Here is a 24,381-nt window from a genome sequence, read left to right on the forward strand (position 1 = left end):
ACTTAATTTTAAATTACAAATGTAAGATAATAAGTTTATAAGTAGTAACGTTTAATATCTCAGATTTTTATTTCATCTTTGCCAAAACAATTGACACCTTGAAAAAACTAGTAACACTTTGTTTTTTAACTTTTTACACACTCACAAACGCACAAACGGTTCGTAAATATTCCAATGAATTTATGAACATAGGGGTGGATGCGAGGGCTTTTGGTATGGCGAATGCGATGGTTTCGCATACCAATGATGTAAATTCGGGCTATTGGAATCCTACTGGTTTATTAAAAATTGAGGATAGCGAAGCTTCTTTAATGCATGCCAGCTACTTTGCTAATATTGCCCAATATGACTATCTGGCTTATGCTAAAAAAATCGACGACCGCAGTGCTTGGGGGGCATCTATCATCCGTTTTGGTGTAGATAATATCATGAATACAACTCAGTTAATAGATGCTAATGGCAACATAGATTACAATCGCATTAGTTTATTTTCTACTGCGGATTATGGAGTCACATTTTCCTATGCCAGACATTTACCAATACAAAATTTTCAATATGGTGTGAATGCTAAAGTGATTCGCCGTATTATTGGTGATTTTGCAAGTTCATGGGGCTTTGGTTTTGATGTGGGGATGCAATATGAAAAAAACGACTGGAAGTTCGGGGTGATGCTACGTGATATTACTACAACTTATAACGTTTGGAACATCAACGAAAAAGAATTTAAAAAAATTCAAGAGGCTCAAACGCAAAATCCATTACAAAATCAAGATTTACCTGAAACCACGGAAATCACCTTACCTAAAGCGCAAGTGGGCTTAGCTAAAAAGCATGAATTTCATAACGATATGACCTTATTAGGTGCATTGAATTTAAACATGGAATTCCAACAAACCAATGATTTAATTTCAACCAAAGCTGTGAGTATTTCCCCAGCATTAGGGTTCGAATTAGGCTATACGAACATTGCATTTTTGAGAGCAGGGGTAGGAAACTTCCAAAACACTCTAGCGTTGGACGGAAGTAAAAGTGTAGGTTTTCAGCCTAATTTTGGTGTGGGTTTTCACTACAAAGGCATAGCTGTAGATTACGCTTTGACCGACATTGGCAACCAAAGTGCGGCACTGTATTCCAACGTGTTTTCTATAAAAGTAGATTTATCAATATTTAGATAATTAAAAAAAGATTAAAGACTTCAAAATGACAAAAAGAATACTTCTCCTTTTATTGTGTATCACTTCATTTTCAAGCTTTTCTCAAATTCCGAATCTTTCGGACAACGCCATATTCAGTGTGTTGACGGTGGATGTTTCCAACGAATCGCATACGTTATATGGACATACAGCCTTACGAGTTAAAGATTCTCTTGCAGGATTTGACGTGGTATACAACTATGGAACATTTGATTTTAGAACCCCTAACTTTTTATTAAAATTCACTAAAGGCGATTTACAATATTATGCCTCGGTATATCCTTTTGCAGATTTTGAATATAGCTATCATCAAGAAAACCGCTCGATTTATGAGCAAAAACTAAATCTTACCGCTAAGGAGAAACACGCTTTATTTGAAAAACTAAACCAATCGGCATTTACTGACGAACGTTTTTATACCTATAAATTCATAGACAGAAATTGTACTACTAAAGTTATTGATGTAATTAATAGCGTATTAATCGACCATTCTATTCAAAACCATCTACACAAAAACGAAAGTTACCGAGAGGTATTATACAACTACCAAACCCAACAGTATTGGTTAAATTTAGGCATCAATATTATTTTTGGGCATCGTCCTGATGAACAAGCCAGCGTATTATTCCTACCCTTGGATTTGATGAAAGTACTAGAAACTGTACAACATAACGGAAAACCCTTAGCAGAAAAACCTAAAGACATATTTATTGCTTTTCAGCCGGAAAGAGAATTCTCCTTTTGGAATAGTTGCTATCCGTTAGTTATAGTATTGACGTTAGTTGTTTTAATACACAAAAGAGCCATAACGCTAAGTTACCTAGCTATTTTAGGTCTCATAGGACTTGTTTTTATAGCGGTGAGTTTGTATTCTGAACACAAAGAAGTGCTTTGGAATTACAATATGTTATTGTTTAATCCGATGTATTTACTATTGACCTATTTTATCCTAAAAAACAATACGAAATGGGTTAAGAAAGTTACTTTGATAAGCTTAGTTTGTTTATGTGCTTATACGATTTACATGTTCTCTAAAGCACATTTACTATTGATAATTCCCATACTGGTTGCAAATTTTATTATTTTAATTAGAATTTACTTATCTGAAAAGATAAAATTGAGTAACTAAAATCATAGCTTTTTCATACACTATCCATACCTTTGATAGGGCTTTGATAGGGAGTAAACTTCGAATATTTTCTTCTTAAAAACAACAACCCTTTAACGCCTTTATAGCACACTGGGGAGATTCTTCAAAATTACGTTTTTGGATAACCAGTAATGTTGTTTAACAGGTATATTATACCATTTAAACTTAAAAAATACTGGATTAAATAGTGATGTCATAAAATGTAGAAGTTCTCGATACGTTTTTTGCATTTCATTTCAAAAACTACTCCTTTAGATTTGTTTTATTATTTCTTAAATTTAGAAAAGAGAAAAGTGTTTAAGTAAACTAAAAACTACTCCGAGTAAAACTCATGGTTCGATTAAGACTTAAACACCTTCTTCATCAAAACCTCAGATAGAAATTAGGGATTTAAAAACCCATTATTAAGGAGTTGAGTTATGATGAATATTTCTCTAATCGTTTTAACGTCTAAAAACAAAATTATGAAAAACATTTTTATTGGAATTGACATTAGTTCTAAGACATTAGACATCTGTATTAAAGAAGGAGGCTTATCGAACCGACGGTAACCATTAAAACTGGGATTATCGTCAGCTCGATTGTGAAACGTATCGAGAGCTTATATAAATTTTAGTTACTTTGCAGGGGCACTCTTCTAAAAGGGAAATTCAAAGTTAAAATGGTATCAAAAATTATCCAAAGAAAACATTATTCGCTAAAGTCTTTTTTTGAATCCGATCCAACTGAGTTTTTAAGCAGCAAGGATTACATCGAACTTAAAAGATTTATCAAATTCTAAACCATTAAATTTATCCCCTTTTCCTTTTAAAAGACTATTGACCGCGATAGAACAGAACGGTACTGATGGTTTTTACAATAATGTTTAGATCGATAAAAACGCCACGGTGCTTGATGTAGTACAAATCGTATTGTAGTTTGACTAAACTGTCTTTGAGTGATTCTCCATAGGAATAATTTACTTGCGCCCAACCTGTCAAACCCGGTTTGATCACATGTCGGGTTTGATAAAAGGGCATCATATCTGTGATTTGTTTTACGAATATAGGTCGTTCAGGACGAGGTCCGATGATTCCCATTTCGTTTTTCAAAACATTGATAAATTGAGGCACTTCGTCCAGTCTTGATTTACGTAAAAATTTCCCAAAAGCCGTAATACGCACATCATTTGTAGTCGCAAAAACAGCTCCTTGTTGTTCGGCATTGACAATCATGGAACGCAATTTGAATATCGTAAACAATTTTCCATTTTTACCTATTCGTTCTTGCTTATAAAAGAGCGGTCCAGGGTTAGCAATCCAATTTCCTACTAAAATAAAAGGTAACACTAGCATTCCCACAAACAAACCGATAGTAGCAATCGTTATTTCCATAAATCGAACATAAATCAAATACAATTGATTTTGATTGTTACGTGAAAAAGGAAAATATCGATAAAAATCACGTTCGGCTAATTGCACGGGAATTCGTTGGGTGATACTCTCATAAACGTGAGCATATTCTCTAATCACGAAGCCGTTTTCAACCAACAACAACATTTTCTCATATAAGTCTAATGGCATCCCTTTCCCATTGGTTGAAGCCACAACAATTTCAGAGATTTGCTTTTCTTGAATAAAATCAAACAATTCTGAAATGGCTATTTTTTGCAAAGCTTTTTCATTGCTACTGTAGATATTTGTTAGATCTATATAAGCTTCAATTTTAAAATGGGGATCATTTTTCCTAAGTCCATTTACTAGTTCCAACACTTCTTTTTCAGCACAAATAAGTATGGCTCTTTTTACAAAACGATGTGATGCTAAATAATTAGCGTAAAACAGACGCCAGCCCATTAAAGAGATTGTAATGGCTAAATAAAACAATAAAATCTGAAAACGATTTTCTGGTAAAGAAGGGGTCAATAATGGCGTTAGCAAATAAAACAATACTGTGGTTGAACTTGTTATAATCGTATTTTTTAAAACGGTCGATTGGTTACTAGCTGTTGGCAAATCGTACATTTCGAATACGGTTCCAAAAAACATCAAATATACCGCGAGTACTATGGTCCAAAAAACATTTTTACTTGAAATTGTAAAATAGCTAAAATTGAAGAAATCGCCAATCAAGTGCAAAACCATCAAAACAATAAGTATATCGAAAAAACGCAATAATACTTTTCGTTCTGAAATTTCAAAATGCAAATGTTTTTTAGTTGTCATGTTTTTATTAGGAGTACTGCAAAATAAACAAATAATTGGAGATATGAAAGAAAAGTTTGGTTGTGGGGTGTCTGTTGTCGGGTGTCGGTTGTCGGTTGTCTGTTATCGGTTGTCTGTTATCGGTTGTCTGTTGTCTGTTGTCGGGTGTGGGTTTGAGGAGGATGGGGATGAGTTTAGCGTAAAAGAGTACTCCAAGTATGTTTTAGGTGTTGCCAATCAAAAGATTCGACTTTTTTTCTGGCTTGAAAAGTGATTTCTCGACTTAGTTCTGGGTTTTGCAATAGGTCTTCTATGGCTGTGATCATCGCTGATGCATCATTGGCATCGACTAAAAAGGCATTCTTTTGATGCTCCAGTAAAAAAGGAATTCCGCCAACTCGAGTGGAAATAACGGGTAATCCTAACGCCATGGCCTCAATCACGCTCACGGGTGTATTATCAAAATTTGTGGTATTCAGGAAACAATCGTAATTTTCTGACAATCGAATCCATTCGTCTTTTGACAAACCTCCCGTAAAAGTTACTGTAACTCCCAGTTGATTTGCGTAATCTTTGGTTTGAGCTAAGGTCCCATCTTTGTCTGGTCCTACCATACACAATTCAGCATTTGGGTACTTTTTTTGTAATCCTTTCAAAACGTCAATTGTCATTTTAGGATTATAAATGGAGGCAAAAGCACGCACCCATAATAATTTAGGCTTCAAATTGTTTCGTACCCGAAAGGCATAATTAGCTATTTCGATGGTGTTTGGTATGTACTGCAAATTCTGAAATCCCTGTTTTTCAAATTCTTGTTTTAAATAATTTGACGGGGCAATATTTACGTACGCGTTATCAAAAAGCAAACGTGCTAATTTAGGATTTTTCTTGATCCGATAGGGTAAATTTCCACCATGTAAGATAGGAATATACTTTATTTTTAAGCTTCTTGCCAATTGACTCACTAAAAATGCATACCAAAAAGCCGTTGTACTATAGGTATCAATTAACACATAATCTATATATCTATGTTTTATTACAGCCAGTAGCATATCCAGCAATCTAAAAAAAGGATTACTTATTGAAGATGCTGTTTTCAATTCAAATCCTTCTTGAACGAGTAATTCGCTCAAGGTATCAATGGTGGTTTTATTTAAGCCTTTGTGGGAGAGCTGATTGCCTAGGTAGAGGATTTTAGTCATGGTTTTTCGTGCTAAAATTTACTTTTAAAAGCGAAAGGGCATATATAAATGCAGGCGCAGCAATACGCATGGCCGCATGATTGATCGTGAGCAACCAAAAGATAAAAAATGAAAGTAGAAAAATATGTTGACGATTAAACAAAAAAGTACTTAACGGAATAAAAAAAAGAATCAGAAGAGCTAGTACACCAAAGGCCCCATGTTCAGCTAGCATTCGAGTTATTTCATTATGCGAAGCCGCTTCTATTCCGGTTAATTCTTCTCTATATTCCTTATTTTTTCCTACTCCAACCCCAAAAATTGGATTATCCAAAAACATTTTAATTTCAGCTTTAGCGATATCCTCTCTTCCGCTTAATCTCGATTGTTTTAATCGACCTCTTGCATCTTGATTGGCATACCTTTTTTCAATTAACCCATTCGTTTGTGACAAACTATACCCCCAAATTAAACTACCTGACAAAAATAACAATACCCCGATTACTCCTATTTTTAACTTTCCTTTTTTATTTGTTTTAAAAAAAACAATGAAAGCCAAAAAAGCAATCATAGCCAGTCCACAAATCATTCCTCCCCTTGAAAAAGTAACCAAACAACGATAGGCAAACAAAGCCGTCAAAAAAGCATTTAAAATAGTCTCCATTTTTGTCTTGGAATCTAACAAAAATTGAACAAAAAAAACAAATATTCCTAAACCTAAAACGGTTGACATTTGATTAGGTCCAAAACCGCCAGAAGTTTCAAAATTAGATTGTGTACTAGTTACTACTTCTTTAACACTAGGATTATACAAAATAACATAAACTAGAACCGATAATAAGGGATAACCTATATACCTTACAACTCGCTTTAAATCATCTAAACTAATATCTGCTTTATAGCAATACATAGCCGTAATCCCCAAACAAACAGGTCCAGATATGTTAAAAGCAATCGCTTTACGAATATCAGTATCTAAATTTAGCACAAACGGCGCCATGAAAACAGAAGGTATGAGCAAAAACAAAAAAAACAAGTACCAATATGATTTATTCGAAATTCCTTTGAAATACATCCCTAAAAGCATAAATACTATCACTGAATATTTACCATATTCATTTATATACATACCATTAGTCATACGAAGTAAGACTTCAAGTCCTACTACATAAGCCGACATAAAAAGAGCTTCGTGATTACTATTTTTAGTACGAAAAATTATCTTTATTCCTAATAGAAAAACTAATGGGCTATATATTTTAGCCAAAAAAGGGAATAGGAACAATCCACATCCCAATACTAAATGTATTAGGTAAATCTTGAGATAATTATCCTGATTTTTAACTATTATAGTTGTTTCCATTTTTTATAAAACCAATATATTTTTTTAGAGTCATGTTTACACCAAAATCGTCTTCCACTTTGAGTTTAAATTTCGCACCTATCTTTTCTCGTAAATCAGAATTACCGATTAATTCTTCTATTTTTTCAAAAAAAACACTTACGTCCTCTTTATCCACACAACTCCCCAACCCTTCATCAATAAAATCAGGGATTTGCCCCACAGCAGTTACCACCACAGGCAATTGACAACAACCATATTCTAATAATGCTAAGGGTAATCCTTCTGATTTTGAAGTTAATATACCAATTTGACAATCAGACAACACCGCCTTTACATTTTCAACAGCTCCATAAATAAAAACCTGCTGTTCTAAATGCAAATCTTTTATTTGTTGTTTTACACTTTTTGAATACGAATCATCTTTATCCACCCCAATTAAATGAAATGACCATTGAGGGTATTTTTTTTTCACCAAGAGTGCTACTTCTAATAAAAAAAAATGGTTTTTTTGAGGTCTTAAATTCGCCGAACAAACTATCCTTTTTCCTGAATTTCCAAATAATTTTATTGGATTTCCAAAATCTGAAACCGCCACAAAATTAGACAAATAGCAAACTTGACTACAATATAGCTTGGTTTTAGCCCATAACTCTAATTTACGATTGACAGCAATAATTCTATCAAAACCTAAAGATCCAATTTTTAGAATCCAACTTCTACGTTGATTCAAATAGTCGCTATTTCCATAATGATCATGCCATATAATTTTTACAGAAGGCATAAAAACTTTAGCTATTAAAGCCAAAAAAAAGGAACTACTATGCGCATGAATGTGAGTAATGTTATTTTTTTTTAGATAACTAACCATTTTAAAAATAGCTTGCAAATCTATTTTTTTTCTTTTATTTAAAAACAAAAAATCGACATCAGGGTGTAATGCTTTTTTTAACAAACCTTCTTTTCGTGTTGTAATTAGGGCAGAAAAACCGATTATTACTACTAATCCATTTGCATAATTCACCGCCATGCGTTCAGCGCCTCCTATCTCAAGACTGTCAATAAGTTGGACGATACGGATGTTTTGATGGTTCATTTGTTTTCGGCTTTCAGTTGTCGGTTATCAGTTGTCGGTTGTCGGTTTTCTGTTGTCGGTTATCAGTTATCAGTTGTCGGTTGTCGGTTTTCTGTTGTCGGTTTTCTGTTGTCGGTTTTCTGTTGTCTGTTTTCTGTTGTCTGTTTTCTGTTATCGGTTTTCTGTTATCGGTTTTCTGTTGTCTGTTTTCTGTTGTCTGTTTTCTGTTGTCTGTTTTCTGTTGTCTGTTTTCTGTTGTCTGTTGTCGGTTGTCTGTTGTCGGTTGTCGGTTGTGGGTTGATTGTTACATTAGTTTGCTGATTTCTTCTTCGAAATATTCAAGGGTGTATTTTTGTGACCATTGCATTGCTTTTCTCGACATTTGGTCCTTTTTTTCCTTATCATTAATTAATTCAATAATCTGTTTTGTATCGTTTTGGATCTTTTTAGCCATTACGATTCCTCTCTCTCCGTAATTGAGCATGAAAGGCACGCAAGAAACTGGGGTAACTACTGGAATACAGCCCCAAAACATCGCTTCGGCCACCACTTTAGGCCAACCTTCGCTTCTGGAGGGTAAGATAAGATAGTTAGCGTTTTGATAGGCTTCTTTAATCACTTTTTCTTCTTGATTTCCATGAAAAAAAACTATCTCATCTAATTTATTAAACAAAACATAGTTGCTTAGACTATTTTTCAATATCCCATCACCGTATAAATGTAACGCTACCTTATGCTTTTTCTTTGCAAATTCTTCTACTAACTCGATTGCATACAAAGGCTCTTTCCCATGGGACAAGGTTCCAACAAATAAAAATACAATGGGGCTTAAAGAATCAGAATTTTGAATTTTGAATTTTAAATTTTTAATTTCCTTTTCACTATACGAAGCGGTAAAAAAAGGTTTTATATTTCTTGTTTGTTTTACCCATTCACCGTACACTAGCACTTGCATATTTCGGGTTAAAAATGCATTTGATAAAATCCATTTTTGCAATTTATAACTTAAAGGTTGCTTTGCTTTTGGATCCCAGTTCCCTGCATATTTAGCTGTCTTTTTTTTCCAAGGGAATAAAATTTGAACAAAAGAAGCTATTAATCCAACATTCCCAGGACATCGCAAATGTATGTGGTCAGCCCAAAGCATACTCAAAAAAACATTCCAAAATAGAATAGGCAAAACTAAAAGCGTTTTAAAAGCATTTCGCAAAGAAACAATGTCAAATATTGGAATTTGTTTAAATTTTAAATTTGAATGCAAATACGGCAAATCAATCGAACTCAATCCCCTATTAGACAATGGAGCTACAATTTGAACTTCATCCGCATATTTGAACCAAATGTTCATTTCTTTCACATAAGGTCCATAACCATAATAATTATGGTTTTCAAAAACGTGGTCAACATGGGTAAAAACAGCAAATCGCACTATCTAGGTTTTTTTACAAATATACTAAACCAACCTACACATCTGCCTAAAGTTTCCGTCAGTGCTTCTTTTCTTTTACTCGTATTTAATATATTAGTGGCACGGACTAGAGTTAACAAAATAGTAATAGCATGCCATTTGATTTTAGCATTAAAAGTAGGGTTAGGAAACTTAACTCTCCACACATACCATCCATTTCGAACCACCATTTTGCCATAATAATATTGATTAGGTCTACCAGATGGATGATGATGGTGTTCTAATTGAGCGGCAGTATTTACATACAATTGACCTAATTTTGAAAGCCGTAAAGTAAAATCAGCATCTTCATACAATCCATATCCTTCAAAATACGTTGAGAATCTTAATTTTACAAAGACCTCTTTCTTGAATGAAGACACTCCTCCCATCAACTGTTCAACTGGATAAATGTTACCTGATGGTGGCAAAAAACTTATGCTACGACCATGTGAAAATTCAGGTAAATACCCTGGTTGTGTGTTGGCATCTAATCTAAGTTTTTTTCTAAAAACAAATCGAGAACTCTCCTTTCTTACCCAACCATCATACTTAAATTGATTAACAGATGGTGCAAAATCTTCTCCTTTAAACTCCCATTTTACTTCATTAGTTATATATCCACCTACACCAAGAGCCTTTGGAAATTGTTGATACGTTTTTATTATCTCTTCGAAGTAATTTTTTAACAAAATAACATCATCATCCAAAAAACAAATTAGCTCTGCTTGAGCTGAAACCCTTTCAATACCAAAATTCCTTTGTTTTGTTAATCCTCTATCATGTTCATTAACTTTAAAATAAATCAATTTATCAAAAACATTTTCACGCAAAATTTCTTCGGTGCTATTATCAGGAGAACCATCAATAATAAGAATTTCATTAGGATATACCGTTTGCCATTTTATTGATTCCAATAATTGCAATAAAGATTTCGCTCTTTTATAAGTACAAATAATAAGACTAAGATTCATTTCTTTTCAATAAAATTGTTGCCCATTTTTGACTTGTTCCCCATTGTTTTTTAAACGTTGTATAATAGCGAATTGGATTTTTAATCGATTGTTCGCGATAGAAACTTAAAAACAATTTCAGTTTGTAGGTTATATTTTGCTCTTTTGTACAGTGTTTGATACGATATAACATGACTGTTGGAGAAGGTTTAGGAGAAAATATTTCATTTGCCCAATCTAGAACAGGCTTATTTCTAAAGCCTCCCATTGGCGCTTTTAAATGTATTAGTGAAGGTGCTTCAAAAAACAACACATCAATTCCATGATTTCTGATTTGCATACCAAAATCACCGTCCTCGCCAAAACCAAACTCATACCCCATTCCAAATCGACATCCTTTAATGGCTGATTTTTTAACAATACTAGATCCTGCACCAAAGCCCCCCCATTGAAAAGGATTAAACTCACTGATTAATACAGATGAAACATTCGTACATTTAAAAGAAGCTGCTTCACACGATATTGCAAGCATCTTTTGTAATGCAGATTCAATAAATTTTTCTGAAATCCTAATATCATCATCAGCCAAAAAAAGCCAATCGCTAGAAAAATGATTCAAACCCATATTTCTAGCATTACAAGCTCCTGTTTGATGGGTAAAAACATGAACAATTTCAAATGGCCATTCTTGATCATTCAAATAATTCAAATTAGAGACACTATCATTGTCCGGATTTTGCTCGATTATAATTACATTTTTAGGAAGTAACGTTTGCCCCTTTAAATCACACAAAACATCTAACAAATATGTTTCCCTTCCAATAGTAGGAATTAAAACATCAATTCTTTCTTTACTTACATCGATGCTACTAGAAGAGTTCAAACCTTCTATTGAAATTACCGTATTTAAATATCTACGCTTGTAGAAGAGTGAGAAAAATGACAAAAAAACAATATACTTTTTTTCATAAATCAAAAACGTATAAAAAAGAAAAAAAATCCAAACAAACTTGAAATGCTGTTTTGTAAATCGAACAACGTTGCATAGCTCTTTTACTGAAAAAGTATCATTCTCATAGGTGTATCCTGTTAACAAACTAGGTTCTGAATAAGAAAAAAGACCTCTATTTTGAATCAACTTGACAAATGATTTTAAAAAATAATCAAAATGAGAATTATCTGGAATTGATTCCAAAGCTAATTTTATCAATTTAATTTTTGCTACACCAACTGCTGAGCTTACCAACCAAGTAGGATATTTATTTTTATCTTTTTTTGCTATTGAAATTGATAAATCAACATAACCAATTACTCTATCAAAAAAATCTTTTTTATTTGGATTAAAACTATACAAGGAATTAGATGAGATAGCTATTTTTTTGATTCCATCTAAGTTCAATTTTCCTGAATACCTCTCATGACACCAAACTATGGAATGAGAACCAGGAACCATTTCGACTAATTGGATCAACCCTTTAACAACTTTACTACCAACAAGATGGACTACATCTAGATTTTCAGATTGAATACGAGTAATTTTAAAATTATTATGAAAGAGAATTATCATCTAGTTAATAAATTTATTATAAAATGCTATACTCTTCTCAACAACTATTGCATTAGAAAATTTATTTACTACTTTTTGTGCGGCATTTTTTCCATAATCAATTTTCAATCGAGGATTTTCTAATAATTTTAAAATAGCATGAGCATATTGAGTATGTTCTTTAGGGTTCACTAAAAGACCTTCATTTCCAGAATCAATAACCTCTGGTCCCCAACCAATATTTGAGGCTACTACAGCTTTTCCCATAGCCATGGCTTCTAACCAAGAAAGAGGTAAAGCCTCAGCAAACGTAGGAAAAACACAAACACTTGCTTTATTAATATACTCTTGGATCTTATTATATGGAATACCACCTAAATAACTAACTTTTTTCATTGCTTCAGATGTAAACAATCGTTTCATCATTTCCCAAGTAGAATTTTCTCCAGAAATGATATCCCTAGAGTCTCTACCGATAAGTACCAATTTAGTTTGAGGACGCTTTTCAATTATCTGATTAAAAATTAATGGTAATTCTAACAATCCTTTTTTTCGGATTAAGGTTCCAAAATACAAAACAGTATCCTGTTCCTCTGAAATTTGAGGATTGGGTTTAAAACATTCAGGATCAATTCCGTTAGGGATAATTACAAAAGGGATTTTCAACCCAAAGAGTTCGTTAGTCATATTTGCCGTAAACTGACTTACTGAAATATGGCCATCAGCTTTTTTCAAAGCCCTTTTTTCATGAAATTTATTCCAAAATTTCACTGGACGATGATCTAGATGACAAAAATAGGTATCACTCCCATTCAAACGAATTACAATTGGACACTTATTAGGTTGGATAAAAGAAGTAATTCCAGTCCAATCTGGAGCTTCTACCAATTCGATTATACCCTTTTCAAACAAATCGTTGATTAATTTTTCAATTTTTTTTCGAGTAAGCCACCATGATAAACCTTTTACTTTAACATTCTTAATACAATAAAAAGTAATTCCCTCGTGTAGAACAACTTCATCATTAGGTTGATTATATAACAAAACAACTGGCTTATGTCCAACTGACAACAACCCTTTACAAAGTGCCACTATACTTGTTCCAATTCCTCCTGAAGCACCAAATTTTTCTGAAGGAAATTCACTTGTTAGATATCCAATTTTCATAGTAGACTTATATAATTTTGAACCATTTTTTCAACAGAGTATTCTTTTTCTATTAGTTCTCTTGAATCAGATGTTATTTGTAATTTACCTATATATAAATCTTCAATTATTTTACATAAAGTATTACTATCTCTTACAGGAACTATAATTCCGTTTTCCCCATTGACTATTACTTCTTCATTTCCACCTACTGGGGTAGTTATAACAGGAACATTTGCCGCTAAACTTTCCAAAATAGTTAAACTAAAACATTCCATATACGTGGGGTGAATCAAATAATCGTAATCAGCGAGAATTTTTTTTATCTCACCAGAACTTCCTTTAAAATTAAAATGTTGTTCAACTTTTAATTGCTCACATAAACTCTGCAAGTTTTGTTTGTAAGGCCCATCTCCAAACACATCTATTATCAAATCTGTTTTATTGCTCTCCTGCATTGAAAAAACAGCAGTTATTAGATCTTGAATTCCTTTTGCTTCTGTAAGATGTGAAACTACAATAAACCTAGGCTTAAAATAACTTCTTGCTTCTCTTTTTCTTATGTCAGATATGACAACTCCATTATAAATAACTTTTACTTTTTTTAAAACATTCGTTCCAAAATCCTTCAAAATTTCATTTTTAGAATATTCAGAAACTCCGATAAAAGTATCAATGTATTTACTATATAGCCAACCTTTAATTCTTTTTATGATTTTCTTTTTTAGAGGATATCCATTTAATGGTCTTGCATTGTGATCAACAACAATAATTTGTGCATCAGAATGTTTTTTCAACTCTTTAAAGAAAGGCGTACACAATTCTACAAAATGAGTCATAATTGTAGTATACTCTATTTTTTTTGTAGCACAATTTTCTATAATCTTAGCTTCTGGATTTTCACTGGGTATTATATTAAAACCTTCATATTCACCAAAATTTAACTGATTAGGGAAATACCAATCAACTAAAACATCTAATTTGTTACATTCTTTTTGGAATGCCCAAAAAAAGTAATCCATACCGCCTATTCTATTAGGCGTTAATTTATATTGACAAACTAGAGCTATCCTTTTCATTCAATTTTTCAATAATTAAATCTGTCGTTTTATCCAATGATACGCCAATTTCCATAGCAATTAATTCGTTTTGTTCTTTAAATTTAACTTTGGGATTTGCAAGACATTTTTTTAAAAACTCAAGCAATTCTTGCTCATTTTTTGCAATATAAGTTGCATTAGAATTAATTACTTCCACTATGTGAGCATATTTTAAAAACCTTTGATCGTTAGCTAAACCATTTTCATCATTACCAAACACAGTATTAATTACAGGTTTATCAAACAGTAAGGCATCTAAGCTCATTGTTGATAACATATTTACTGAAACATCACAATATTGTAAAACAGCTTTTAAATCGGATACATCCTCCAAAGTAGGAATTCTTTGTGACCAACTTTCCTGATGGTTAGAACGACTTTGAACCCATTTAGGATAATTCCATTTAATCCATGGATATTTTTTTACTAATGCTGCAAAACGGTCTGGAGTTTCAGCAGGAGATGTTCTAACTAAAAAATTTAAAGGTTCTTCTAATGTACCACTTAAAATAATTTTAGCTATTTCATCGATATAAAGAAAATCATTAGGACTAGTTGAAACATCTCCACAACTAAACATTATGGTCCTATGATTAATATCTAAGTCAAATTTTTCATGAAATTTTTGTTTTGACATTCCATATCTGTCTAAAACGTATGGTTCAAACTGAGGTGTCCCTACAACTTTAACTTGAGCAGATTTTATAGATGAATAGAATTGCAGCAATTCTTTTTTCATCCAATTGCTCCAAACCAAATACAAATCAAAACTTCCTGCCATTCTCCCCTTAGAAGCTAGATTATCCCAACTAAAAATAAAACTGGCTGTTTGAATTTTTTGCTTTTTTGCTGCATAAATTAATGGTGCTATAAATGGAGGTCGCTGATGCGTAAAAAATAAAATATCCGAATCGAATTCTTTTAAAAGGATTTCATAACTTTTTGTTATTTTATGCTTCGCAAAAGTAAATTTTTGCAACTTTTCCCATCGTAAAATCCATTTTTCAGAATTACAAATACTTGTTATGGGAAATAACAATCTCGTAGCCCAACCTCTAGGAGTCTTTGCCTTTGAATAATTTGCTCTTAGGTTATCTGTGATCCCGAAATTTCCTTTTTTGTGCTTTTGTAAATGAGCTAGCTCTTTTGCTTTTCTAAAAAACCAAGTCAAAAAAGATTCTTCAAAAACCTCTAATTCTACAATTTTCACATCGATATTTAAGTCTCCATACGCAGATTTAGGTAAACAAGAAAACACAACAACCTCTTGAAATTGATCCTTAGATTTAATTAAAAAATCACTTAATACAAAATTTCGAAATCCTACACCGTCAGTAATTACTACACCTATTTTTTTCATTAAATATCTCTAAACTGTTTTTGATGATTTAGTAGCCAAATATCGTCTTTTTTAAGTGATTGTAAAAACAATTCAGCACTGTTTCCCTTTCCAAAATCACCATCAGTAAGTCGTACTTTGTGAGTATCTATAACCTTAAGAGCATTAGAAATACTACTTTTATTGTAATCAAGATTAATGATATCAGCATGTAAGGCTCTATTTTTCTGCCTTGTCCCAATATTGATTATTGGTAGTCCGTAGTAAGGAGCTTCTCGAATTCCTGCGCTACTATTTCCAATAATAAATTGTGATTTTTTTAAAAGTGTAAGAAAATATTCAAAACGTAAAGAAGGGAAAATTCTAAAACGAGAATTTCCTTTTAGTTTTTCATAAGCTTTTAAAACCGCTTGACTTCCTAAATCATTATTTGGATAAATCACTATATAGTTATGAACATCTTCTAATAAAGCTGCTACAAAATCATCAGCATATTGTTGCATAAATTTTGCCTCTGTCGTCACAGGATGAAACATAGCTACTGCATAGTTGTCATAAGGAATTTCATAATATTCCTTAACAATTTCAAGTTCTGGCAAATTATCTGAAAACATTATATCTACATCTGGAGAACCAATAGTAAAAATTGATTCTTGTATTTCTCCCATTTGTATCAATCTGTTTTTTGCATGACTATTTGAAACAAAATGTACATGGCTCATTTTGCTAGTTGAATGTCTGATTAACTCATCAATTGTTCCTGAGACTTCGCCACCTTCAATATGGGCAACTAAAATATTATTAAGAGAACCTACAATAGCCCCTGCTAAAGCTTCAACCCTGTCACCATGAATTACAATCATATCAGGATTACATTTTTTAACATACTCAGACAACCCTTCTATAGTTTTCGCTAAAGTTAAATCCATTGTTGTTTCATGAGTGTGATTCTCAAATGTATGAACATTTTGAAATCCACATCGTTTTATTTCTAACAAAGTATAACCGTATTCTTTTTGTAAATGCATTCCAGTTACAAAGACAAATACTTCGAAAGATTCATCATTTTGAAGTATTTCAATTAAACTTTTAATTTTACCAAAATCGGCACGAGTACCCGTTAAAAAAACTATTTTTTTCATATCGTCCAAATGCTTTTACAGAATCTTCTTATTGTATTGTTTAGATCTACTTGGAAAATATTGCTCTCTTAAATTCAAAAAGTAAGATTCTAGATATTTAGTCATTAATATACCTCCCAAACAACTCGCAATTGTACTTAAAAAGAAGATAAAAATCTGATGAAGTTGCTTATCGAAAACATAAACATTACAGTAAGATACAGCAATATTCACAAGTGTATGGATAATATAAATAGAATATGAAGACACTCCAATCATTGCAACCAATGACACAATCTTTTCTGAAAAAAAAGAATTCAAAATTGAATCGATTTTTTCTTCAAATAGAAAATAACAAAGCACTATTGAAAAGGCAACATAAAGAAGAGTCAACCCAAAAGTCCTAACAAAAAAAGATTTATCAGGATCTAAAAATGGTGTAAAACCTAAAAGCAATATTACGGTGAACAGAAATTTCTTTTTATAATTCAGAAAAAAGGACTTTGTTTTTTTTTCTTCAAAATAATACAAATATGCAATAAAAACACCAGCTAATAATGAGTCAATTCTAAGATGCGTCATTACAAAATTTTTAGCTATTAAATCTGGATGATAAAGATTACTATAAACCCTTAAAACCAAACAAACCACAAATGAAAAGAAAAAAAAGATCTTAATCTGAATAGTACCAACTCTTTCTAAATTCTCTTTTGAATGAAAGAGTTTAAACTTGATAACTAACCATAATATAATTGAGAAAAGAATATAAAAATGCTCTTCCACAGCTAGTGACCAACTTGCAACATAAGCATATCCCCAACCTTTCACATAATTTTGAATAAAAAATAAATCAGCAAAAATTCCTTCAAAATCAATTTGATTTTTAAAAAAAAGAGGAATAAGATATAATGGATAAATTAAATAATAAATAGGATATATTTTGAAACCTCTCCTTATTAAAAAAAGCTTAACGTTTATATTGCCAAATTGTATGTATTCTTTAAATAATAATCCTGAAACCAAAAAACCACTCAACACAAAAAATAAATCCACACCTATCCATCCCATTGTATAGCCATATTTAAACAAATACTGATGTCTTAATAGGACTAATATGATTGCTATACCCCTCAAAAAATCGAGTTTACGAAGCCTGTTTTTTTGATTCATCATTTTTTTATTGAAAATCAGCCCAATCTAGTTGTTCGTCATTCTCTATATTGCGTGTAGCTTTTTTTCCTAAAAGACTTTCAAAATGCTCTGCTAGTATCTTACCAGTTCCTGGTCTTTTAACCCAAATATTCTCCTTTGTAAGAGATTCTCCTTTGAATATTGGCTTTATAGAACAAACTGTAGCAAAAGCAAAATCGATAGTTACTTGTTCTTCATCAGCTGGTTTTTTTGTTCCTCCTCTCATTAATGCAATTTCAGCACTCCCTACAATTAATTCTTTACATGCATTTTCATCCATGCTACAAACAATATCTGGGCCAGTGCGAGACATATGATCTGTAAAATGGCGTTCCAAAATAGAAGCTCCTAATGCAACTGCCCCTAAACAAGCATTATTGTTTAAAGTATGATCTGAAAGTCCAAAAACTTTATCAGAAAAAGCTTGATGCATTTCCATCATAGCTCCCAATCGCACTAAATGTATGGGTGTAGGATATAAATTAGTAGTGTGTAACAAAGCCACAGGAACATTATATTTATCAAAAATCGCTACTGCTTTTTGAATACTTTCAATAGTATTCATTCCGGTGCTTAAAATTACAGGCTTTCCAAATGAAGCAATATGTTCCAACAATGGATAATTATTACATTCACCAGACCCTATTTTATAAGCAGGAATGTCAAATTTTTTAAGTCTTTCTGCTGCTGCACGAGAAAAAGGCGTTGATATAAAAATCATCCCTTTACTTTCAACATACTTTTTAAGTTCTAATTCCTCAGCCTCATTTAAAGCGCAACGTTCCATGATTTCATAAATGGACACATCTGCGTTACCTGGAATTACTTTTTTTGCAGCACCGCTCATTTCATCTTCAACAATATGTGTTTGATGTTTTACCACTTCAACACCTGCGCGATGTGCAGCATCAACCATTTCTTTGGCTACTTGCAACGAACCTTCGTGATTAATTCCTATTTCAGCAATGACTAATGGTGGATAATCTTGACCTATTTTTCTTCCTGCAATTTCAATATATGGATTCATTAAATGAGTTATGAGTTATGAGTTATGAGTTTATTATATAAATATTCAGCAAATTCAAAATCTTCAATTGTATCAATATCAATAGAGGCAAATGGATGATTTACAATCATAGGATAAGCAATTTCACTTATTATAATATCATTTAAAATTAATTCTGCTTTGCTAATATACAGCAATCCGTTTTCAAAATACAAAGGTTCTAAATCTTGACTTCGTTGTCCTACTTTATAATTAAAGGGAATGTATTTACTATCTATAATTTTTCCAAATTTTTGATGATTTTGACTAACCGTAAATAAGCTATCACAATTTCTTTCTTCGAAAATTGCAAATGCTTCATCTAACAAATTATTTGGGCGCAAAGGATTTGTGGGTTGCAGCAAAACAACATTATTTACACCTTCAACATTTTGAATTACATGTTTTAAAGCAGAAACAGTAGGCTCTAAATCCCCAGAAATAGCCTCTGGACGAATAATGACTTTTGCACCAAAATCTATAGCCGTTTTTGCTATTGTATCGTCATTTGTGGTCACATAAACTTCTTCAATAAATGAATATTGTTTCGCATAATTAATACTATGGGCCAATAAAGGAATTTCTCCTAAAAGCTTTATATTTTTACCAGGCAAACGTTTAGATCCACCACGGGCAGGAATTATTGCTATCGTTTTATTACTCATTTTCTGGTTGCCAGTATATTTTGGTTGGAGTCAAATTATTATATTCTTTAAATTCTTGATGTGTTAACCTATTACTTTCTCGCAATAATTTTGGCAAGTTAATTAAAACATCAAGTTGGGCTAATATCAATCCTTTAAAAGCAACTAAATCGCCTCTTAAAACTTTAGTTTTAATTTGAACCCAAAGAGTATATAGCATTCTTTTGGGTATTAAAGTTAAGGGATAAAACATTATATACAAATACCAACCCGAACGGAAACTTCTTCGAAAGCGAACGAAATAATCTTCATGTTTCTTTCTTTCTTTTATTTCAACTCTATGTTGCACTAAAATTTCAGGAACATAATGTACTTCCCAACCTTTTTTAAACAATTGATAACTTGCAAAATCCTCTTCCCCATAAAAAACAAACCATTCAGGGTAATTGGGAATCTCTTTCCACGCTTTCAAATTCCAAATATGGCCACAGCCTACAAAACCTTGCACGCGTTCTACTTCATGATTGGTTTTAGTTTTTGTGGGTTCTTCTTTACCCCAAAATATTCTACATGCGATAACACCACATTTTTGATTATTCTCAAAATGTTTTTCTATCGTTTCTAAAACATTTTCAGATAAAAAATGTGCGTCATCATCAAGCGAAATGGCATACTTACCCAAGGAATTATTTAAAAGCACGTTTCTGTTATGAATAAGCCCTAATGATTTTTTATTTTGAAAAAGTTTGATATTTGGGTAGTTATTTTGAACAAATAAAACTGTTTCATCTTCCGAAGCATCATCATAGATTAAACATTCTACTTGTGGCAAATCTAAAATTGTATGCAGTTTATCAAGGGTGATTTTTAAATCTGAAAGTCGATTTCGGGTTGTGACTACTATAGAAAACTTGATGTTCATTTAATAATTTTTAACGCTTGCAGAAGGCAGACCCCATTTCTTATAAAAAAAAGATAAAATAGTTTTATTCATAAATAAATACTTAAATATTTTATTTCGAAATTGAAACCATTTTTTACATGTATTCGTAATTGCTTTTATATCTTGAATCCCATTTTCTTTATGTTTATCATGATTTTCATAATCAATAGTTAACATCCAATCCTCTACCACATTTCCCATATGATAGGCGTAATTATCATATGTTGTTACACGCCATAAATCATAATCTAAAGGTAAACCATCTATATATTCTTCACTTGGTCCTCCTAACTTGAAAGGCAAATAGGTTTCAATTTCTTTCAAGGCTACTCGTCTAAAAGTAGAAACAAAATGACCTGAACCTAAAATAACTTTACATTCTGAATTGAGCTCCAATCCTAATGTATATTTCAAATAATCTTTATTATAATCTCTCTTCCAACCAATACTATCATAAAAACGAATTAGAGCTTCTTGATTCTTAACAGGCAAAAACTTAAGCTTTCTTGAAAATAAATTTTCAAAAATAATATTTTCACATTTCGATTTAAAAGTACAAAATTGAGGCACAATTCCAACCACCCCCACTTTTTCAAGTTGATTGAATACTTTTATTGTTTCCCTTTGCCAATTTGGTAAAAAGAGAACATCTGCATCTGAAATAGTGACCAGTTCTGTACTATGACCTACTACCCCTTTCAAAATAGCATTTATTTTACCAATATTTGAGGTATGAATTACCTCGTTAATTTTTCCTTCTAGACTTAGTTCATCTAAATATTCTTTTACAATAGCACACGAACCATTGTTAACCAAAGTAATGTATGTTTTTTTACAAACAGTTTTGAATAACGATTCTAAACATAACTTTAAGACTTGAAAACTTTCTTTGAAATAATCGTTAAAATGAGGTATATAAACAGGTATTACCACTTGATATGTATAATCAACTGAAACTATAGGTTTATCTTTATGTGGATTTAGTCCTACGCGCATTATATCTTTTGGTCTATAAAAAACAAATTACCAAGATTACCCTGAATTACTGATTTAGCAATTAAAATATATTTTTTTTCCTTTAAGAATTGAGTGATTTTACTTTGCAAATCTGAACTCAAATCCATATTGGTTTCAATCAAAATTACTTTTGGACGAAAACGATCCCAATCATTAGATTGTAAAACTTCTAAATCAAAACCTTCTACATCAACATCTAAAAAGTCAATACATTCTCCTTCTTTAATGTGCTGTTCTAATATTGTTTTTAAACTAACTATTTGGATTTCTTTTTTAGCAACTACTTTATCTTCCAACTGATTCTGTTGAATAAAACTATAATCAAGCGTATTCATGGAAGAAAGTGAATCCTCTAACATATAATATGTTAAAGCTGTATTACCTAAACCTACAGCGCTATTTACAAAAATATCTGATTTTCTTTTTTGAGCAAATAAAGTTTGCATTTTAGGGTTAGGATCAATACAAATACCTTTCCATCCTCGCAAATGAAAGTAGTAAGAATTTGAAGCTTTCACAGGATCCCAACAGCCAACATCTACATAAACGCCTTTTCTGTTGACTTTTAGCAATTGCTTTAATTGCATATCTTCGCCTGATTTTGAAAAGCTAATGTTATACCTTTGGAATATTTTCCTTCTAATCAGTTCTTTTATTTTATCCATCATATTAGTTTTTCTTGAAGAATTACATCCAATTGCTTTTTAAAATTTTCATCCGAAAACAATTTTTTTGCTGTCAAATTATGTAACTCACCCAAAGTCAGTGCTTTATGTAATTTTGATTTAGTATCTTCTAAATCGTTCATATCACATAAAAAAGGATGATTTGGCAAATATCTTCTTAATTCACTTCTTTCTGGAGATGAAATAAAAACTTTTTTATTTATAGCGAATAAAAAAGGAACTTTTCCTCCTAAAATATTGCAATAATGTGGTCCGTTTTCTAAAATAATATTGATATCACTTTCATAAATTTGTTCATTAGATGAATTGGAGAAATTAAGTGTATCTAATACCAAAATATTATCAACATCTTTGACAAACTCTTTTAATTTATTAACGCCATCTCCTTTGACTCTTAAAACAAATTCAACATCCTTTTTAATCCATTCATGTTCCTCCATCAATTGTTTAAAAGCTTCGACTATAGTGAATACATTTCTTCCAAACATTAAAGCACCATGATACGAAATTTGAATTTTTTTATTTTTTTTTCTCACATTCGTATTATCCGACAAATCAAAACCATCAAATGCAAACTGATGTGGCAAGGTATAAAAATATTTATCAGAAGCATATAAGTATTGTAAATCTTTAGCCATATAATAAGCTGAAGCACAACATATCTTAGCATCTTTTACAATTTCAATTACTTTTTGTAATCTTTTAAATTCATTTGGAGTAATTCTTTCCGCTTTACCTTTATACCATGCATAAGGATAAGGATCGTGAAAATTGACGATGCTGTATTTTAAAATAGGCAAGTTATGCATCGCTAAAACGGTTTCGTAGTCTAAACCAGCGCTTCTCACCATAATGTGATTATACATTGTATAATCTACTTTTTTTATTTCTTTAGCGTATTGCTTGTGGATGTAATTTTCAGCTAAAAGCGAATTGAACAAACGTCTTGAAATCCTATTCATCCATTTAATATGGAAAGGAATTTTTGTATTTACAATTTTCTTATTTATAGAATTTACAGGTAAAACATCCAAACTATCATCATAAGTATGTGTACATATATACAATACATCAATGATAGCATCAGGGTATAGTTTACGAAGTTTAGACAAGAAAGAGCGTTCAATAATACCTTGACTTGTTCCACTTACCCTCAAATCTTGTGTTATTATCAAAAACCTCATTGTATACTTTTTTTAATTTTCAAACTTAGCAATAAAAAACGTTTTACTTGAAAAAAATTTCCGAACAAATTCAGTAAAATAAACCAATACTTTATTTGCTTCTTGTTATCAAATACTGTTTTTTCCAATCGATCAAAAAGCAACTGAACCAATTGATCTGAAAATTGCTTGCCATAAACCCGCAACAAATAAGAATAAAATAAAAAAGTAGCTTGGTTTTTTACTACTAAATCATCTGTTTTACTCGTTATATTTTTTCCACTTAATCGAAAATCAACTACAGCGTCATTTATAGTAAATATGGTTTTAAACTCCGCAAATTCAACTACAGCTAACAAATCGCTATACCACGCTAGTGGAAAATCTTTAAATTGGATAGCATCTACATTTTCTTTTTTAAAAATATATTCACTCAACGAACTTCTAGTTCCGCCTTTGAATTTTCGCATTAAAAAATCGGTAGCGAGTTCTAACTTTGGATGTTGGTAAATTTCAGATATTGGACTTCCCTTTTCATCTATAACCTGTGTAGCAAAACGAACAACAGCACTATTCACTTTTGTAATTTCAAGTAAATTCCCATAAAAGAAAGCTATTACATTGGGAGCCAACGTATCATCATCGCCTAAAATTTGCACCCAAGTTTCGTTTTGTACTAAATCCAAACAACGGTTCCATTGCTGTACAAGAGAAGTTCCTCCCAAATTCGTTTCAAAACGATGATACGTAAAAGAAATTTGATTTTGAAATTTTTCTAATAAATCGGTTGGTGGTTTTGGACTAGCATCATCACCAATATAAACATGAAATTGCTTATTCGTTTGCGATGCTAAAGATTGCAACGTAGCGTCGAAAAAATCATATTTGTAATAGGGAATAACTAGTGCTAACAAAA

General features: G+C 31.7%; 21 protein-coding genes. 2 read left to right on the forward strand and 19 right to left on the reverse strand.

The window, feature by feature from the left end; translation table 11 throughout:
- Window positions 1-98 precede the first annotated feature (98 nt).
- The gene (locus ACQY29_RS13600) at window positions 99-1,175 is read left to right on the forward strand and encodes a PorV/PorQ family protein (RefSeq protein ID WP_428225712.1); all 1,077 of its coding nucleotides are present in this window, start codon (window positions 99-101) and stop codon (window positions 1,173-1,175) included.
- 25 nt (window positions 1,176-1,200) lie between these two features.
- Complete coding sequence (locus ACQY29_RS13605) at window positions 1,201-2,322, forward strand: DUF4105 domain-containing protein (protein WP_428225713.1); 1,122 nt, start codon at window positions 1,201-1,203, stop codon at window positions 2,320-2,322.
- An 836-nt stretch (window positions 2,323-3,158) separates the two neighbouring features.
- On the opposite strand, the gene ACQY29_RS13610 is transcribed toward ACQY29_RS13605, so the two are convergent.
- From ACQY29_RS13610 to ACQY29_RS13700, 19 genes are all read right to left on the reverse strand, one after another.
- The gene (locus ACQY29_RS13610; RefSeq protein WP_428225714.1) at window positions 3,159-4,547 is read right to left on the reverse strand and encodes an exopolysaccharide biosynthesis polyprenyl glycosylphosphotransferase; all 1,389 of its coding nucleotides are present in this window, start codon (window positions 4,545-4,547) and stop codon (window positions 3,159-3,161) included.
- Between the two features lie 173 nt (window positions 4,548-4,720).
- The gene (locus ACQY29_RS13615) at window positions 4,721-5,728 is read right to left on the reverse strand and encodes a glycosyltransferase family 4 protein (protein WP_428225715.1); all 1,008 of its coding nucleotides are present in this window, start codon (window positions 5,726-5,728) and stop codon (window positions 4,721-4,723) included.
- Window positions 5,721-7,070 (reverse strand): O-antigen ligase family protein, encoded by a 1,350-nt coding sequence (locus ACQY29_RS13620; RefSeq protein WP_428225716.1) that lies wholly within the window; start codon window positions 7,068-7,070, stop codon window positions 5,721-5,723. The genes ACQY29_RS13615 and ACQY29_RS13620 overlap by 8 nt, the downstream gene beginning before the upstream one ends.
- Window positions 7,048-8,145 (reverse strand): glycosyltransferase, encoded by a 1,098-nt coding sequence (locus ACQY29_RS13625; RefSeq protein ID WP_428225717.1) that lies wholly within the window; start codon window positions 8,143-8,145, stop codon window positions 7,048-7,050. The genes ACQY29_RS13620 and ACQY29_RS13625 overlap by 23 nt, the downstream gene beginning before the upstream one ends.
- A gap of 283 nt (window positions 8,146-8,428) precedes the next feature.
- Window positions 8,429-9,553, reverse strand: a complete 1,125-nt coding sequence (locus ACQY29_RS13630) for a glycosyltransferase family 4 protein (RefSeq protein WP_428225718.1) — start codon at window positions 9,551-9,553, stop codon at window positions 8,429-8,431.
- Complete coding sequence (locus ACQY29_RS13635) at window positions 9,553-10,545, reverse strand: glycosyltransferase family 2 protein (RefSeq protein ID WP_428225719.1); 993 nt, start codon at window positions 10,543-10,545, stop codon at window positions 9,553-9,555. The genes ACQY29_RS13630 and ACQY29_RS13635 overlap by 1 nt, the downstream gene beginning before the upstream one ends.
- Complete coding sequence (locus ACQY29_RS13640; RefSeq protein WP_428225720.1) at window positions 10,535-12,091, reverse strand: glycosyltransferase family 2 protein; 1,557 nt, start codon at window positions 12,089-12,091, stop codon at window positions 10,535-10,537. Before ACQY29_RS13640 ends, ACQY29_RS13635 begins: the two co-directional genes overlap by 11 nt.
- Window positions 12,092-13,237 (reverse strand): glycosyltransferase family 4 protein, encoded by a 1,146-nt coding sequence (locus ACQY29_RS13645; RefSeq protein ID WP_428225721.1) that lies wholly within the window; start codon window positions 13,235-13,237, stop codon window positions 12,092-12,094.
- Window positions 13,234-14,295, reverse strand: a complete 1,062-nt coding sequence (locus ACQY29_RS13650) for a glycosyltransferase family 4 protein (protein ID WP_428225722.1) — start codon at window positions 14,293-14,295, stop codon at window positions 13,234-13,236. Before ACQY29_RS13650 ends, ACQY29_RS13645 begins: the two co-directional genes overlap by 4 nt.
- Window positions 14,264-15,676 (reverse strand): hypothetical protein, encoded by a 1,413-nt coding sequence (locus ACQY29_RS13655; protein WP_428225723.1) that lies wholly within the window; start codon window positions 15,674-15,676, stop codon window positions 14,264-14,266. Before ACQY29_RS13655 ends, ACQY29_RS13650 begins: the two co-directional genes overlap by 32 nt.
- Window positions 15,676-16,797: a UDP-N-acetylglucosamine 2-epimerase gene (neuC, locus tag ACQY29_RS13660; protein ID WP_428225724.1), complete on the reverse strand. Its 1,122-nt coding sequence runs from the start codon at window positions 16,795-16,797 to the stop codon at window positions 15,676-15,678. The genes ACQY29_RS13655 and neuC overlap by 1 nt, the downstream gene beginning before the upstream one ends.
- A 15-nt stretch (window positions 16,798-16,812) precedes the next feature.
- A complete protein-coding gene (locus tag ACQY29_RS13665; RefSeq protein WP_428225725.1) occupies window positions 16,813-17,949 on the reverse strand; it encodes an acyltransferase family protein in 1,137 nt (378 codons plus the stop codon).
- 4 nt (window positions 17,950-17,953) lie between these two features.
- Window positions 17,954-18,994: an N-acetylneuraminate synthase gene (gene neuB / locus ACQY29_RS13670; RefSeq protein WP_428225726.1), complete on the reverse strand. Its 1,041-nt coding sequence runs from the start codon at window positions 18,992-18,994 to the stop codon at window positions 17,954-17,956.
- An 8-nt stretch (window positions 18,995-19,002) separates the two neighbouring features.
- On the reverse strand, window positions 19,003-19,677 hold the full coding sequence (locus ACQY29_RS13675; RefSeq protein WP_428225727.1) for a cytidylyltransferase domain-containing protein: 675 nt from the start codon (window positions 19,675-19,677) through the stop codon (window positions 19,003-19,005).
- The gene (locus ACQY29_RS13680) at window positions 19,670-20,578 is read right to left on the reverse strand and encodes a glycosyltransferase family 2 protein (protein WP_428225728.1); all 909 of its coding nucleotides are present in this window, start codon (window positions 20,576-20,578) and stop codon (window positions 19,670-19,672) included. Before ACQY29_RS13680 ends, ACQY29_RS13675 begins: the two co-directional genes overlap by 8 nt.
- Window positions 20,579-21,595, reverse strand: coding sequence for a glycosyltransferase family 2 protein (locus ACQY29_RS13685; RefSeq protein ID WP_428225729.1), 1,017 nt, complete (start codon window positions 21,593-21,595; stop codon window positions 20,579-20,581). It abuts the gene before it with no gap.
- A complete protein-coding gene (locus tag ACQY29_RS13690; RefSeq protein WP_428225730.1) occupies window positions 21,595-22,284 on the reverse strand; it encodes an FkbM family methyltransferase in 690 nt (229 codons plus the stop codon). Before ACQY29_RS13690 ends, ACQY29_RS13685 begins: the two co-directional genes overlap by 1 nt.
- Window positions 22,281-23,486 carry a hypothetical protein gene (locus ACQY29_RS13695; RefSeq protein WP_428225731.1) on the reverse strand — a complete coding sequence of 402 codons (1,206 nt, stop codon included), beginning with the start codon at window positions 23,484-23,486 and terminating at the stop codon, window positions 22,281-22,283. Before ACQY29_RS13695 ends, ACQY29_RS13690 begins: the two co-directional genes overlap by 4 nt.
- Window positions 23,483-24,379: a glycosyltransferase family 2 protein gene (locus tag ACQY29_RS13700; RefSeq protein ID WP_428225732.1), complete on the reverse strand. Its 897-nt coding sequence runs from the start codon at window positions 24,377-24,379 to the stop codon at window positions 23,483-23,485. The genes ACQY29_RS13695 and ACQY29_RS13700 overlap by 4 nt, the downstream gene beginning before the upstream one ends.
- Between the last annotated feature and the right edge of the window lie 2 nt (window positions 24,380-24,381).

It is taken from the genome of Flavobacterium sp. (assembly GCF_965262375.1).
GTDB lineage: Bacteria > Bacteroidota > Bacteroidia > Flavobacteriales > Flavobacteriaceae > Flavobacterium.